The organism is Filobacillus milosensis (genome assembly GCF_004402015.1).
In the GTDB taxonomy this organism is placed as follows: Bacteria; Bacillota; Bacilli; order Bacillales; family Alkalibacillaceae; genus Filobacillus; species Filobacillus milosensis.
On record NZ_SOPW01000010.1, the window covers coordinates 19,916 to 34,678 of the forward strand.

Genomic DNA, 14,763 nt, shown 5'->3' on the forward strand with positions numbered 1-14,763 from the left:
TTTTATACATCAACATTCGCAAACAGCCCCGTTGTTTTAGGTCCATTTACATCCTCTTGTATTAAACCGATAATTTTTCGTGTGGCATCTTTTGCTTCAGGTATAGGAAATACAGGGAAGCAATGATTCATCCTTGGGTATTCAAAGTAATTGATGGCGACGTCTTGTTCTTTTGCTTTTTTCAGCAATAAACGTGCGTCTGCCAATAACAATTCATGTGTACCTACAAAAATAGATATGCCTCCAAGGTCACGTAAACTTCCGTTAATCGGACTGAGTTTGTAATGAGTGACATTTGTATCGCCTGCCCATGTTTTTCCCATTTCTGATGTGCCATAAATAGCCAACATAGGGTCTTTTCGTTCTAGTGTGTGTAGGTCTGGGTTGGTCATTGTGATGTCTAACCAAGGTGATAATAAAATGAGCTGACCGGGTTGAGGGAGTTCTAATTCTTGAAGCCATTGGGCAAATGCTAATCCCATACCGCCACCAGCAGAATCGCCCATAATAATGATTTGATTTGGATTATATTCTTCCAATAAATTTTTATAAATAGTTAAAACTAATTCAAAACTTCTTTCATAAGTGTAATTTGGAGCTTTTAAGTAAACTGGAACAGTAATGGCTGCTCCTGTTGCTTCGTGTATCTGGTCTAAAAATGCCCAGTGAAAACCTAGAGGATTATTGACGTAAGCACCGCCATGCAAATAAATGATATGTTTATGGTCCTTTGAGGTATGACGATTAAAATAATAAACATTAGCACCATCTATCTCTTGATGCTGAAGTTTATATTTTTTCAGTAAATTTTCAGGAATCACATAAGCTTTTGCATTTTCAACGCTTTTCTCATTCATAAATTGAGCAAATAAATCTTTATTTGAATACCGTTTCTTTGTTCCACGCATCAACAGAAATCGTTCAAATAGCCAACTACACACACTTCTTCTCATTGACGCCCTCCTGTTTTTTGTTAACCTAACTTAACTCATTCAACACTCATTAAAATAATTCCTTCTTTATTATTAAAAAATGATTTTTCCTTTTTATGTCGAATAGGTTATTAACAAATTTTTTTAGGAGGATAAAAAAATGGCTGATGTAACTGTAATGGAAAGAATTCATGAGTTAGAACTTGATTTGATTGCGAAAAAGAAGGAGCTTGCTGAACTAAGAAAACAAGTCGACCCTATTGTAATCGAAAATTACGAACTACTTGATGGCAACGGAAAGAAAGTCAAAGTAGATGAGTTATTTCAAGGCTATGACACGTTAATTGTTATTCAAAATATGGGTAAGTCTTGTAATTATTGTACGCTATGGGCGGATGAAATTAACGGAATTCTTCATCACTTAGAAAGCATTGCGCCAGTTGTGTTTGCTTCTTCGGATGAGCCAAAAGTAGTCTCTGAATTTGCGGACAGCAGGAACTGGAAATTTGATTTAATCTCAACACATGGATCTGAATTTAAACAAGCATTAGGATTTGAAACAAAACCTGGCTCTCCACAACCTGGCGTATCTATTTTAAAGAAAAAAGGCGATGGAACAATCTATCAATATAGCTCTTCACCGTTCGGACCAGGTGATGACTTCTGTGGTATGTGGGGATTTGTTGACTTACTGCCGGAAAGCCAACAGGATTGGGCACCGAAAAAGCAATACTAACTTGAAGTGATAATGATTAATTTGAAAAGTATGGTAATTATTTGGTAAAATTTTCTCGGGTGATTTAGATGGCAAAAAAGAAACATTTTGAAAAATGGGGACGAATTCGAGAAAAAGATAAGAAGCACTTCATTATTTATTATGGAGTTTTAGGTTGGGGGCTAAGCACAGCAATCCTTGTTTTCTTTATTGGAGAGATTGCGGACCATGGTCTAACCTTCGCAGACTATTTTACAGGTGAATGGATTAAAAGCTTACTTATTGCATTTATGAGTTTTATGCTAGGTGGTGTAGTCTTTGGATATATGATGTGGGGCGTGTACGAAAATAATTATCATGATAAATATATTAATACGAATCGGGAGCGATAAAAGAATCCTAGAGGTTAACCTCTAGGATTTCATCATTTTCTCTATTAATCCAATTAATGCACTTAATAACAGTCCGGAGCCTAAACCAATAAGTAGGCCTGCTGCCACTTGATTGTATACGATCCCAATACCCAGACCTAAAATTAAGCCTCCAGGTATAGCGTATGTTGTTCGATGATCCATGCTTTACTTCCCCCTTAATTTAAATGTTCTTTAACTATGTTTTGCACATGTTCTTTAATTTGCTGCCGTTCATCTTCTGATAGATTTGGAAGATAATCGGTGCTTTTAACTGATTCAGGAATTAAAATTGTCGCTGGTTCATCTATTTCAGCGACGACTTCGTCTGAATCTTCTCGTAGAGTTAATTTATCTTTTCTAGTATAACCAATATTAACTTCAGATTTAATATATTCATGATCTTTCGTATAGTAATCTGCGACGTGATGTATTTCAACACAGAGTTCATGTTCATTATCGTTAATCTTTAGCTTGGAGTTCACCTTTCTATAACCATCACGTTCTAATTCATCATTTAGAGTAGGTTCAATAAAAGCCTCATACTCTATCTTCCCTTCATCTTCAGGTATGTCACAACCTTCAATGCTGTTTTCGTTGCATGATGCTAATAAAATTATAAACAATACTCCAATTAATAACTTTTTTAACATTCTAAACCCTACTAAACTCTTTCACCATTTGATGAAATTTTTCCTGTTCTTCAACAAATGGATTATGGTTACTTTCTTCATACGTATAAAGGACTGAACCTGGTGCACATTCATGAATTTCTTCTGAAAAGTCATATGGACATTGAGCATCGTGACGCCCGCCGTATATGACTAATGGGACTCGAATGTCTCGTAATTGTTCTCTCACATCGAAGTGTTGGAAGTCGTAAGCAGAGAAGAAATTCAATCTTTTGGATACGACTTTCCCGCTGGTTGGCTTATTAAAATACTCAAAATATTTTTCGGGTCTGTAAAGTGACATTTTACCCCACTCGCGTCCAGCTTCTTTTCTCTCATCTGGTGTTGAATCAGGCGAGTTAATAACAGCAAAAATCTCCTTCAACCTTGCGTTCAACGGACTATTTTGACAGTACATACTTCCTTCGTGATAAGCATAATCCTTAGTGGCAGTTGCACCACCAACCATAACGCGTGTAAGAGAGTCAGGGTGATTAATAGCATAAACTAGACCCAACATCCCGCCAGTCGAATGCCCCGCAAAAGACCATTTTTCAAAACCTAATGCCTCACGAACAGCTTCTAGGTCTTTACACGATTCTTCCATACTCATCTCAATGTCTTCTTCGACTTTCGATGAGTTCCCGGCTTCTTTTAAATTCACTAAATAAACCTTAAAATCACTCACAAATCGATCAGCCACATGGTTTCCTTTTTCGTTAAACTCACTATACAGGTGAGTGACACAAAGAGGCTCTCCTTCGCCTTGTGTAAAAAACTCGAAGCGTCCTCGAGACGTCTCCACCAAACGTTGTTTCCACATATAAATCCCCCAATGAAACATTTTTCCTGTGAAATAATGTTATAATCATGCCAATTATACTAAAAATTCATAATAAATGGTAATTTTATTAATGATTAAAAAAACCGTAGGGAAACCCCTACGGTTTAATTATAACTTTTTTCTATACTCTAAATATGACTTTCTAATCTCGGGATGATTTTCAAAAAACTGAACCAAACTTGAGATGCAGTGTGTCGTTTCTTTTCCAATATGATGCTCGATGCCTTCAACTTCTTCGTAAATGTTATCCGAATCTATTTCAAACACTCGAAAGAAATCTTCTAGGGTTTGGTGTTTATCGACTATATCTTTTGCGATTTTCTTACCTTTAGATGTTAGAACAAACCCGCGGTATTTTTCATACACACCCAAGCCTTGTTCGTCTAGTCGTTTCATCATTTTCGTGACAGAGGAAGGTAGGACATCTAGGTGATCGGCTATATCAGTTGAGCGCGCATAGCCCTTTTCTTCAAACATCATGTAGATGACTTCTAAGTAGTCCTCCATATTAGGTGTTGTAGACAAATGGCTTCCTCCTTTGTACATTTATATATACTATTTTAGACGAAATGGACAAGTTTTTAAATAAATAATAGTAAACTTAGTGCCATAATTGCCATTCCAGACATCACACCGTAAATAGGCAAGTGCGTTTTATCATATTTTTTGGCTGCGGGTAGTAGGCCATCAAGTGAAATAAATACCATGATACCGGCTACGGCTGCAAAGATTATACCAAACATCAAGTCGTTTAAATATGGCATTAAAATTAAGAAAGCTACTGCGGCACCAATAGGTTCTGATAAACCAGATAAAAATGATAGCTTAAATGCTTTTTTCTTACTTCCAGTTGCATAATATACTGGAACAGAAACTGCAATTCCCTCAGGTATATTATGAATAGCAATTGCAACGGCAATAGCAACACCTAGCGCAGGGTCTTGTAATGCAGAAGTAAACGTCGCAATACCTTCAGGGAAGTTGTGAATCGCAATAGCTAATGCGGTAAATGTCCCCATCTGTAGTAAACTTTTATCCTCTGGTTTTTTATTCATTTCTTCTACTTTTTTGACTTCATGAGGGTTACCTTGTTTAGGAATAACCTTATCAATAAAAGCGATTAAGATCATACCTCCGAAAAATCCTGCAACAGTCAACCAATGTCCTTGGATTTCTCCCATCGCGTTAATCAGTGCATCTTGTGCCTTAAAGAAAATTTCAATCATTGATACATAAATCATGACCCCAGCTGAAAAGCCGAGTGAAAAAGATAGGAATCTAGTATTTGTTGTAGACGCAAAAAATGCTAGAATACTACCGATTCCCGTTGCTAGCCCTGCCATCAGTGTTAGGCTAAAAGCTAAAATTAAATTCGCTTCCATTGTTACTTCCTCCTTGATTGTTAAATCGTTTAGTGTCGTTATGGACAATATGTTTCCTTGAGGAAACTTTTTGACCAAAAAAATTTATGTCGGAAAAACTTTTAATAAAAATATATGTTGATTTTTCATAAATGTGCCTAATTTTATTAAAAAAGTTGTATGAAAGAATAAATGTTTCCTTAAGGCAACTATAACATAAAAATTAAAAAAGAAAAGGGACTTGAATAAATTTTTTTCAAGTCCCTCACATCTTATGACTTTGCAAACAAGTGTGTGCTATGAATATTAAGTTTAGCTTTCGGGTCGATCATAGCTTTGGCATGGTTGACGGCAATCGGCGCTTCGCCAAACCCTGTCGCAATTAACTTCGCTTTTCCTTCATAAGTACAGACATCGCCCGCAGCGAAAATGCCTGGTATGTTGGTCTCCATTTTTGAATTAACGCAAATGGAGTTTTTCTCAATCTCCAGTCCCCAGTCTTTTAATGGACCTAATGATGTGACAAAACCGTAGTTCACAATGACATCGTTAACTTCAAGCAGTTGTGTCTTCTCACCTTTGACTTCTTTCAGTAGGGCCTGTTCAATGAGTTCTTCATTACCCATGATTTCTCCAACTTCATAGGGAGTGACTATTTTAACGCTTGATCGTTCAAGCTGGGTAACACTGTGCTCGTGTGCTCGGAAATTTGGTCGTCGATGAATGAGTGTAACTTCCTTGGCAATGGGTTCTAACGCAAGCGACCAGTCAACAGCTGAATCGCCACCGCCACATACGAGGACACGTCGATCTTTAAAATCATCAAGGTTTTTAACGAAATAGTGTAAGTTTTTACCTTCATATAATTCCGCTCTTTCAACTTTTAGTTTTCGTGGTTGAAAAGCTCCTGCTCCTGCTGTAATGATAATACTTTTTGAGTAGTGTGTGCCTTTTGTTGTGGTAATTTCAAAAAGGTGTTCTTCTAATCTCTGAACATTAAGTACGGATTCTTCAAGATGGATGGTGGGTGAGAAAGTTTGAGCCTGATCATATAAATCATCTACCAGGTCTTGAGCCTTAACACCTTTATAGCCCGCCACATCATAAATATACTTGTCTGGGTAAAGTGCCGATAACTGTCCGCCAACTTGCGGCATGCTATCAATGACATTAACAGATGCTTCTCGCATTCCTGCATAAAAAGCAGTAAACAATCCGACTGGCCCAGCGCCAATGATGGTAATATCGTACGTTTTCATTCAATAACCTCCCAATAGTATAACAAAATAATAACGTTCGTTTAATTATATGTTATATAATAGAATACAAAACTAGTTTTTAGCTGTCAACGTCAGATGAAAATAAAACGTAAGACGAAATTATGTTATATTGAGAAGACAGATTAATAGGGAGGGACACATATGATATATCGTTACAAAAATCAGACCCCACGAATTCACGACACAGCTTTTATTGCGGATAGCGCACAAGTCATTGGTGATGTTGAAATTGGTAAAGAATCTAGCGTCTGGTTCAACGTGACAGTGAGAGGTGACGAAGGACCAATTCGCATCGGTAAACGTTGTAATATTCAAGAGAATTCAATGGCCCATTTATATGAGAAGTTCCCATTAACTTTAGAAGATGAAGTTTCGGTGGGCCATAATGCCATCGTTCACGGATGCACGCTTCGAAAAGGTGTGCTCGTAGGGATGGGGGCGACGGTACTAGATGGAGCAGAAATTGGAGAATACTCGATTATTGGCGCAAATAGCTTAGTCCCATCGGGCAAGAAAATTCCACCGCGTTCTTTAGTACTCGGATCACCAGCAAAAGTCGTACGTGAGTTGACTGATAAAGACATGGATATAATCCGTGAGACGATTGATACGTATGCGAAGAAGGGACAGGAGTTTAGAGATTCGGAGATTTTTGAAGAGTTGTCTCGTTAAACGCGGACTTCTCTGCAAAAAGATCAATAGAAACCCAAAATAGCCCAATAGGCTCGTTGAAAAGCCCAATAGATTAGTTTAACAGTCCCTCCGATTATTCTCGGAAGGGCTGTTTTAAAAACCGCCAATAATGAATTCGTACAAAATTAATAAGCTATCTGCCCAACCGGTGAAAGCAGTGCATCAGCGTTTTGTGATAATATTAATACATATTTGCTAAAGTGGGAGGGTTTCAAAGTGGTAATTCAACCTAACATGTCACCTCGAGCTATTGTTAAGGTGTGGGAAGAGACAAGGTTCATTTTTGATGCATACCAAGTTCCTTTGACAGAACAACCGTTGGAACAGCTATTGTCAGATACAGAGCTTGAACCCTTGTTGAAAAGACTTAATAACCACGTTAACAGTTCAAGTATGACTTGTACTGAAGGTGGATGACAAATTTGACTTAAAACGGAGTAGGTTACTCCGACCAATATAAAACTGAAGGTGTTTTAGTGTGTTATTTTTGCTGGACTAGCTGAAATAGGAGGAGGCTACCTTATCTGGCAATGGCTCCGCGAAAGCAAACCATTGTATTGGGAAATGGGTGGGTGCTGGTGTATGTCTAGCTGGTATGTCAATTATGCTCTTTGCATCTCGCCATTAAAAAACGCAGGTCATTAACCTGCGTTTCCTCATTGCTCTATTCAAAAACTGACTCAAAGAAGCGGGTAGCTGGCCCGTCTAGCAGTTCGTGGTAATCTGCAAATAACGCAGCCGCTGAATCGCCTAACCACTGATCAGGCAACAGTTCAGCCGGTAAATTTGGATCCACAAATAAGAATTTACGGTACTGGTGAACGAGTGCGGCACACTTCACGAAACAAGCCCCGTCACTAACCTCACCTTTTTCAATCATATTTTTATCAATATAATACTTCTCGCTATATTCCTTAATAAACTCCGAATATCGTTCATTTACTTCATCTAAATCCCAGCATTTTTCTACTAAACTTTTAGGGTCGCTCATGCCTTCATACGATGCATGAAAGAATGATACGTAAGAAGAGATATCGTATTTATCAATTAAACGGTGGACTTGCTCTTCTAATGGGTTGGGTGTAATCCAGCAGCTGTTGGACAACAACCCGAATCCACTCCAAACTAATTCTTTCCTCAACTCATCACGCAAATGGCGTTGGTTTTCAGGGATCGTGTACACAAGAATGCGCCAGTTACCATCCCAAGATGGTGATTCAGATTTATAGATTCGCTTAGAAGCCTCATCAATACGTGCTTTCCCTTGTTCAGTTAAAGAGTAATAGCTTTTGTTTCCTCTTTTTTCGGATTGGACCCAGCCTTGCTTACTCATGCGAGAGATGGCTGCGCGCACCGATTGTTCATTATGTCCGAATTCCTTAAGTAATTTGATTAAACTACCAATCCATATAACGTCGCCGTAATGGCGTATGTAATCTCCATATAACGTAAAAATCATAGAACGTGTATTAAATTGTTTATCCATGTTAGATCCTTTCCTTATTCATCTAGTTGAGTGCAGAGCCTATTTTACTACAAGATGAACTATTATTCATTCATTAATTTTTATCTAACGCCATGGTTAATAACGAATGCCAGTAGTTTCATGTTCATAGAATAGAACAGTGGAATTTAAAGTTCAAGTGTATTTTTTTGAAAATTTAAATTTCTTATTGTAAAAAGTATAACGTTTTGATACGATTACGTTAAACAAACGTAATAAGGGGATGTGCTATATGTATAACTATTTAGAGTATGGCAGTTCAGGGGATTCTAGGGGTGTCGTGGAAGACCAGGAGAAATATGATCAGTTTATGGCACGGATTGAAGCGGGTGAGAAAATCGAAGCCGATGATTGGATGCCGGAAGATTATCGTCAAGGGTTAATTAAACTTATATCGATGCACGGGATTAGTGAGATTATGGGTGCGCTTCCTGAGAAAGAGTGGACACCTAAGGCACCGACACTTAAGCGAAAGCTCGGCATTATGGCCAAAGTTCAAGATGAAATGGGGCACGGGCAACTTTTATTACGTGTAGCGGAAGATTTAATGAAACCTTACGGCAAAGATCGTGGAGATATCATAGAAGATATGCTTAGTGGTGATTTGAAATTCCATAACGTATTCCACATGCCAACAAAAACTTGGGCGGATGCTGGTATGGTTGGTTGGCTCGTAGACGGAGCGGCGATTATTTCGCAGACGAATATGCTGGATGCTTCATACGGTCCTTATCAGCGTGCACTTCAGCGAATTTGCCAAGAGGAAGTATTCCACGCGCAGCACGGTGAAGCAATTATTATGGCTTTGGCTGAAGGCACAGACTATCAACGCGAAATTTTACAAGAATCGTTAAACCGCTGGTGGCCTTCACTTCTTATGTTTTTTGGTCCTGCATCAGCCGAAACGACAGGGTCATCGAAGCAGGATATTATGATTAAATACAAAATTCGTAAAAGCTCAAATGAAGAACTGCGTCAGGCATTTTTAGATAAGTACTTGCCGCGTGTGTTCTCGTTAGACTTAACGGTGCCGGATGAAACGGTTCATTACGATGAAGAAAAAGAACAGTGGGTTTACCAACAGCCTGACTGGAATGAATTTAAACAGATTATTAAAAATAAAGGGCCGCGTTCAAAGGAGCGTCTTCGTTTAAGAGAGATTGCTTATGAAAACAATCGTTGGGTTCGTCAGGCATTGGCTGCAGATAAAGTCGGGTCTTAAAAGGGGGAGAAAATGATGGGCACTAGTCAAGAATCTAACTTTTATCAAGAATATGAGGTCTTTAGTAAAAAGAGCGTAAAAGCACCGATTCAGCACCAGTTCAGCTTACTTGCTCCTAATGAAGAAATGGCCTTAAGCATGGCCGTTGAAAACTTCATGCGACGTGAAGATGTTCTCGATGTCTGGGTCGTGAAAAGTAGTAACGTTCGTCGAATGACGAGTGAAGAGCGCTCAAATTGGACGAAACGTTTGGATAACAAAGATTACCGCCGGACAAAAGGTTACGGCTATTTAAGACAGAAGTGGAAAGAAAAAGAACAAGGCATGCTCGATGAAAAAGAGATCTTGTCTTGGAAAGAGGTGAAGAAGAAATGACGGAAGTACTTACAGCCGAAGAAGCAAAGAAAGATGCAGCTTACTTAACGGCACTCAAAGAGTTGATTTACCAGCTGGCCGATGATGATTTTCTCATTTCTTTTCGCGGATCCGAGTGGCTTGGATTAGCGCCTCATATTGAAGAAGATGTCGCCTTTTCTTCAATTACTCAAAACACGATGGGGCATGCATTTATGTTTTATCAGCTGTTAGAGGATCTAGGGGAAGGCGAAATCGATATGCTGGCTCATGAACGTCATCCAAGTGTCAGACGCAATGGCATCTACTTAGAGAAGAAAAATGGTGAAGGTAATTACTTAGAAGAACCTTATTACGACTGGGCGTTAACGGTTGTTCGTAACTTTTTATATGAAACCTTTAAAAAAGTGAAATTGGAAGCGATTACAAAGAGTTCATATAAACCACTTGCCAATATTGCGGGGAAGGTTTTAATGGAACAGCCTTACCACTTAGCACATTGGAAAATCTGGATGAAGCAGCTGCTGAACTCAACAGAAGAGGCTCGCGAACGAATTGAAGCAAGACTCAACGAAGCATGGGAAGAGTTCGGGGATGTATTAGAGTACGGCACGCAAGCAACAGAAATCGAGCACTTTGGTTTAATCATTGGGGAAGATGAGCTAAAAGAACGTTGGATAAATGAAGTATCGAAAACGATTGAAAACTTACCTTCTACTCCAATCGGTAAAAAGTACGGCAGTGGTCGTGAAGGTGAGCATACAGAGGATTTAGATCAAGCGTTAAATACGTTATCTGAAGTTTACATGAGTGATAAGGAAGCGATTTGGTAAGTCACATCTTGGGGGTGAATCATTTTGCCAAACAATCATATGCAGGAAGAAATTCGAGCGGTATTAAAAACCGTCGATGATCCAGAGCTTCCGAATGTTAGTGTCGCGGACCTTGGGATGGTTCATGAGGTCACCGTAGTTGGAGGAGACGTTTTTATTACGATGGTGCCTACATTTGCGGGGTGTCCGGCACTAGATTTTATTCAAAAGAATGTGAAGACAGCGGTAGAAGAAGTGGATTGGGTTAAAGGCTGTGAGGTTCAATTTTCATTTGAGGAAAAATGGTCAACCGACGCCATTACAGATGAAGGGAAAAGCCAACTGAAAAAACACGGCATTGCACCACCACCGGAAAACTACCGTCCAGGGGAAGAGTGGACAGTCGATTGTCCGTATTGTGGATCTGATTACACATCGATGGAAAATGTGTTTGGCCCAACGGCTTGTCGAAGTATTTTATATTGTACGTCTTGTAGAAACCCGTTTGAAGCCATGAAACCTGTGGTGGATTACGTTATTAACTAAATGAGAGGGGAATTTTAAATGGTAAAATTAATCGCTATTTACAAGAAACCGGAGGATCAGGAGAAGTTCGATGAGCACTACTTCAATACACATACACCTTTAACACAGAAAATTCCAGGACTAAGAGATATGAAGGTAACAAAAATTGTAGGTTCGCCAATGGGGGAAACGGATTACTACTTACTTTGCGAAATGTTCTATGACGATCATGAATCCTTGCAAGCAGCAATGAAGACAGACGAAGGAAAAGCATCTGGTAAAGATGTGATGAAGTTTGCCGGTGATATTGTGACATTAGTGATTGGTGAGGAAGTAAATGTCCCATCAGTTAATTAAGGTTTATGAAGAGGGTCAAGTTGGGGTGATTCAGCTCAATCGCCCGAAGGTTTTGAATGCATTAAACCGGCAGATGGTAGATGAAATTGTTGAGCAATTAGAAGTGTACGATCGCAACCCTGAAATTCGCGTGATGGTGATTAAAGGGAATGATAAAGTATTCGCGGCAGGGGCAGACATTGATGAGATGTTGGAAGATACACCACTCTCGATTGAGCTTACAGATCCGTTTGCTGTATGGGATCGGATGACATTAATTAAAAAGCCGATCATTGCTGCGGTAAATGGTTTTTGTCTTGGTGGTGCTTTTGAATTGGCGCTTCATTGTGACTTAATCATAGCGGGTGAGGATGCTAAATTTGGATTTCCAGAAGTAAAGCTAGGCGTGATGCCTGGTGCAGGTGGCACGCAGTTACTTACTAAAGCGATTGGGCAGCGTCGGGCATTAGAGTGGATTTGGCTTGGGGAGATGCATGATGCGGACGAAGCGAAGTCGCTAGGCATCGTTAACCGAGTGGTAGCCCCAGAGCTTGTTGAAGAAGAGGCGATGAGATTTACTCATTCACTCGCTAAACAAGCCCCGATCTCTGTTCGTTTAATTAAAGAAGCTGTTCGAGCAGCTGGGGATTTACCTTTGAGGGAAGGCATGAGACTCGAACGGAAGAATTTTTACCTTGCTTTTGATTCTGAAGACCAAACAGAAGGTATGAAAGCATTTGTCGAAAAAAGACCTCCTAATTTTAAAGGGGTGTAAAAGATGGATTTTGAAACGATTCATTATAGCGAAAAGGACGGACTGGCAACGATTACATTGAACCGTCCGAAAGCTTATAACGCTTTCACGAAAGAAATGAACAAAGAAATCACAAAAGCATTAAAGGTTGCTAATAAAAATAATGATGTCCGCTGTGTTGTTTTTACAGGTGAAGGTAAAGCGTTTTGTTCCGGTCAAGATTTGCAGGACGTTGATGAAAACACAAACCATGCTGAGTTCTTAAGAGAACGTTATCAGCCGATGTTAAAGCAACTTAAGGACACAACAAAGCCTGTAGTTGCTGCTATCAATGGAACAGCTGCTGGTGCAGGGATGAGTTTAGCTTTAGCTTGTGATTTCAGATTAATGAAGCCTGACGCTAAGTTCGTGAGTGCGTTTGTTGGAATCGGGTTAATTCCTGATTCAGGAATGATGTATCATCTGCCACGCTTAATTGGATATGCGAAAGCAATGGAGATGACCGTCTTAGGGAGACCGATGACAGGAACGGAAGCTTATGCAGTTGGTCTCGTGACAGAAGTTGTTGAAGATAATGAGTGGGATGAAAAGGTGAATGAATTTACTCAAAACTTAGCGGGTATGCCAACCAAGTCGATAGCGTTAGTGAAACGCTACATGATGGATAGCATGCACGAGTCCTACGATGAATTTTTGGAAAAAGAAGCGTATGCGCAGCGCATCGCGGGTCAATCCAAAGATCATCACGAAGGTGTCCTATCATTTAAAGAAAAACGGCAACCTACGTATACAGGTCAATAATTAATTGAAGGAGTGAATCGAAATGGAATTAACAAAAGAAGCGATTACAGAAGTTGGCGAAATGAAACGTAAACATTATTCAATGATTATTAATGGTGAGCGTGTAGAAAGCAGTTCGGGTGACACATTTGAAACGTTTAACCCGGCTAAAGGCGAATCATTGGCTACGATTGCGAAAGCGAATGAAGAGGATGCGGAAAAAGCTGTTCAAGCAGCACGTAACGCTTTTGACAATGGTAAATGGCGCAAATACCCAGTAGGGAAGCGCGCTCGCGTTTTAAATAAAATTGCCGAGATTATGCGTTCACGTTTTAAAGAATTAGTTCAAATGGAAGTTTTAAATAGTGGTAAATCTGTAGGTGCAGCAACTGTACAGATCAACCAGTCGATTGAGGACTTTGAATTTTACGCAGGTGCGATTGTTGGTCACCGTGGTGAAGTCAATAACATGCCTTATGGATTCTTTAACTATACACACAAAGAGCCTGTTGGTGTTTGTGCACAGATTATCCCTTGGAACTATCCAATGATGATGGCAGCTTGGAAAATTGCTCCGGCGATTGCAGCGGGTTGTTCGGTCGTAATTAAGCCAGCATCTTTGACTCCAATTACCGCGATTATTTTAAATGAAATCTGTCATGAAGCGGGTGTGCCTGAAGGGGTTGTCAACACAATTCCAGGTTCAGGTGCCGTAGTTGGGGATTACTTAGTTCAGCACGAAGACGTAAATAAAGTTGCTTTTACTGGCTCAACGCCAACAGGTAAAGACATTATGGAAAAAGCATCGCAAACATTGAAACGTCTTACATTAGAGCTTGGTGGAAAATCGCCAAACATCGTGTTTGAAGATGCAGATATGGAAGCGGCTGTTGCAGGGTCGTTATTCGGAATTTTCTTCAACACAGGTCAATCATGTGAAGCGCGTTCTCGCATGTTTGTTCATGACTCAATTTACGATGAGTTTATGGAAAAATTCATTGAAAAGACAGAGAAACTTGTTTCTGGTGATCCAATGGATAAAGGAACACACCTTGGTTCAATCATTAGTAAAGATCAACTAGAAGTGATTGATGGTTATGTACAATCAGCGATTCAAGATGGTGCGACAATTGCGACAGGTGGTAAACAAATACACCCTGAAGGTCACGAAAATGGCCACTGGTATGCACCGACAGTTATTACTGATGTGACACCTGATATGAAAGCTGTTCAAGAAGAAATTTTCGGACCAGTAGTTGTAGTTGAGAAGTTTACGGATGAAAAAGACGTGATTAAGCGTGCGAATGATACGAAATATGGTTTAGGTTCAGCAATCTGGACGACAAACCAAGGGCGTGCAACTCGTGTCGCTCATCAAATCCAGGCAGGTATTGTTATGGTGAATAGCCCATTCTCTGCATTCCCAGGAACACCATTCGGGGGCTACAAGCAATCTGGTTTCGGACGTGAGCTAACTGTTGAAACACTAGATTTATATATGGAAGATAAGAGCGTTTTATCTTACTACGGACCAAAGCCTCTTAATCCGTTTAATGTATAAAAACATAGC

General features: G+C 39.6%; 20 protein-coding genes and 1 pseudogene. 13 read left to right on the top strand and 8 right to left on the bottom strand.

The features are described 5' to 3' along the window. Positions 1–2 precede the first annotated feature (2 nt). Positions 3–953 (bottom strand): alpha/beta hydrolase fold domain-containing protein, encoded by a 951-nt coding sequence (locus tag E3U55_RS10100; RefSeq protein ID WP_134340312.1) that lies wholly within the window; start codon positions 951–953, stop codon positions 3–5. A 139-nt stretch (positions 954–1,092) separates the two neighbouring features. Between E3U55_RS10100 and E3U55_RS10105 the strand changes: the two genes are divergently transcribed. Next, entirely contained in the window at positions 1,093–1,668 is a 576-nt protein-coding gene (locus E3U55_RS10105) for a DUF899 family protein (RefSeq protein WP_134340313.1), read from the top strand. A gap of 68 nt (positions 1,669–1,736) precedes the next feature. Then, positions 1,737–2,039 (top strand): hypothetical protein, encoded by a 303-nt coding sequence (locus tag E3U55_RS10110; RefSeq protein WP_134340314.1) that lies wholly within the window; start codon positions 1,737–1,739, stop codon positions 2,037–2,039. A gap of 21 nt (positions 2,040–2,060) precedes the next feature. On the opposite strand, the gene E3U55_RS17555 is transcribed toward E3U55_RS10110, so the two are convergent. The 6 genes from E3U55_RS17555 to E3U55_RS10135 all read right to left on the bottom strand — a co-directional run bounded on the left by E3U55_RS17555 (position 2,061) and on the right by E3U55_RS10135 (position 6,192). Continuing rightward, the gene (locus tag E3U55_RS17555) at positions 2,061–2,222 is read right to left on the bottom strand and encodes a hypothetical protein (protein WP_194840877.1); all 162 of its coding nucleotides are present in this window, start codon (positions 2,220–2,222) and stop codon (positions 2,061–2,063) included. 14 nt (positions 2,223–2,236) lie between these two features. After that, the gene (locus E3U55_RS10115) at positions 2,237–2,710 is read right to left on the bottom strand and encodes a hypothetical protein (RefSeq protein ID WP_134340315.1); all 474 of its coding nucleotides are present in this window, start codon (positions 2,708–2,710) and stop codon (positions 2,237–2,239) included. A gap of 1 nt (position 2,711) precedes the next feature. Then, positions 2,712–3,551, bottom strand: a complete 840-nt coding sequence (locus tag E3U55_RS10120; protein ID WP_134340316.1) for an alpha/beta fold hydrolase — start codon at positions 3,549–3,551, stop codon at positions 2,712–2,714. Between the two features lie 129 nt (positions 3,552–3,680). Beyond that, positions 3,681–4,079: a transcriptional regulator MntR gene (mntR, locus tag E3U55_RS10125; RefSeq protein WP_228547540.1), complete on the bottom strand. Its 399-nt coding sequence runs from the start codon at positions 4,077–4,079 to the stop codon at positions 3,681–3,683. Between the two features lie 74 nt (positions 4,080–4,153). Further along, positions 4,154–4,954, bottom strand: a complete 801-nt coding sequence (gene zupT / locus E3U55_RS10130) for a zinc transporter ZupT (protein WP_134340318.1) — start codon at positions 4,952–4,954, stop codon at positions 4,154–4,156. Positions 4,955–5,205: 251 nt separating this feature from the next. Next, on the bottom strand, positions 5,206–6,192 hold the full coding sequence (locus E3U55_RS10135) for an NAD(P)/FAD-dependent oxidoreductase (protein WP_134340319.1): 987 nt from the start codon (positions 6,190–6,192) through the stop codon (positions 5,206–5,208). 162 nt (positions 6,193–6,354) lie between these two features. Here E3U55_RS10135 and E3U55_RS10140 point away from each other — a divergent pair, with 162 nt between their 5' ends. From E3U55_RS10140 to E3U55_RS17700, 3 genes and pseudogenes are all read left to right on the top strand, one after another. Continuing rightward, positions 6,355–6,885, top strand: a complete 531-nt coding sequence (locus tag E3U55_RS10140) for a gamma carbonic anhydrase family protein (RefSeq protein ID WP_134340320.1) — start codon at positions 6,355–6,357, stop codon at positions 6,883–6,885. Between the two features lie 237 nt (positions 6,886–7,122). After that, the gene (locus E3U55_RS10145) at positions 7,123–7,323 is read left to right on the top strand and encodes a hypothetical protein (RefSeq protein ID WP_134340321.1); all 201 of its coding nucleotides are present in this window, start codon (positions 7,123–7,125) and stop codon (positions 7,321–7,323) included. 66 nt (positions 7,324–7,389) lie between these two features. Next, a pseudogene (locus tag E3U55_RS17700) lies at positions 7,390–7,479 on the top strand (YnfA family protein); the annotation flags it as partial. A 91-nt stretch (positions 7,480–7,570) separates the two neighbouring features. Here the strand turns inward: E3U55_RS17700 and paaX are convergent. Continuing rightward, a complete protein-coding gene (gene paaX / locus E3U55_RS10155; protein WP_134340322.1) occupies positions 7,571–8,392 on the bottom strand; it encodes a phenylacetic acid degradation operon negative regulatory protein PaaX in 822 nt (273 codons plus the stop codon). A 250-nt stretch (positions 8,393–8,642) separates the two neighbouring features. Between paaX and paaA the strand changes: the two genes are divergently transcribed. Genes paaA through E3U55_RS10195 form a run of 8 tightly spaced genes read left to right on the top strand, consistent with a single transcriptional unit; the run spans position 8,643 to position 14,754 of the window. Then, on the top strand, positions 8,643–9,632 hold the full coding sequence (gene paaA / locus E3U55_RS10160) for a 1,2-phenylacetyl-CoA epoxidase subunit PaaA (RefSeq protein ID WP_134340323.1): 990 nt from the start codon (positions 8,643–8,645) through the stop codon (positions 9,630–9,632). A gap of 15 nt (positions 9,633–9,647) precedes the next feature. Further along, positions 9,648–10,007: a 1,2-phenylacetyl-CoA epoxidase subunit PaaB gene (gene paaB / locus E3U55_RS10165; RefSeq protein WP_134340324.1), complete on the top strand. Its 360-nt coding sequence runs from the start codon at positions 9,648–9,650 to the stop codon at positions 10,005–10,007. Beyond that, positions 9,983–10,819, top strand: a complete 837-nt coding sequence (gene paaC, locus E3U55_RS10170) for a 1,2-phenylacetyl-CoA epoxidase subunit PaaC (protein WP_228547528.1) — start codon at positions 9,983–9,985, stop codon at positions 10,817–10,819. The genes paaB and paaC overlap by 25 nt, the downstream gene beginning before the upstream one ends. A 39-nt stretch (positions 10,820–10,858) precedes the next feature. Then, the gene (gene paaD / locus E3U55_RS10175; RefSeq protein WP_134340437.1) at positions 10,859–11,344 is read left to right on the top strand and encodes a 1,2-phenylacetyl-CoA epoxidase subunit PaaD; all 486 of its coding nucleotides are present in this window, start codon (positions 10,859–10,861) and stop codon (positions 11,342–11,344) included. 18 nt (positions 11,345–11,362) lie between these two features. Then, entirely contained in the window at positions 11,363–11,680 is a 318-nt protein-coding gene (locus E3U55_RS10180) for an EthD family reductase (protein ID WP_134340325.1), read from the top strand. Then, positions 11,661–12,434: an enoyl-CoA hydratase/isomerase family protein gene (locus tag E3U55_RS10185; RefSeq protein ID WP_134340326.1), complete on the top strand. Its 774-nt coding sequence runs from the start codon at positions 11,661–11,663 to the stop codon at positions 12,432–12,434. Before E3U55_RS10180 ends, E3U55_RS10185 begins: the two co-directional genes overlap by 20 nt. Positions 12,435–12,437: 3 nt before the next feature. Continuing rightward, positions 12,438–13,214 carry an enoyl-CoA hydratase/isomerase family protein gene (locus E3U55_RS10190; RefSeq protein WP_134340327.1) on the top strand — a complete coding sequence of 259 codons (777 nt, stop codon included), beginning with the start codon at positions 12,438–12,440 and terminating at the stop codon, positions 13,212–13,214. A 22-nt stretch (positions 13,215–13,236) separates the two neighbouring features. Then, a complete protein-coding gene (locus E3U55_RS10195; protein ID WP_134340328.1) occupies positions 13,237–14,754 on the top strand; it encodes an aldehyde dehydrogenase family protein in 1,518 nt (505 codons plus the stop codon). Positions 14,755–14,763: the final 9 nt, after the last annotated feature.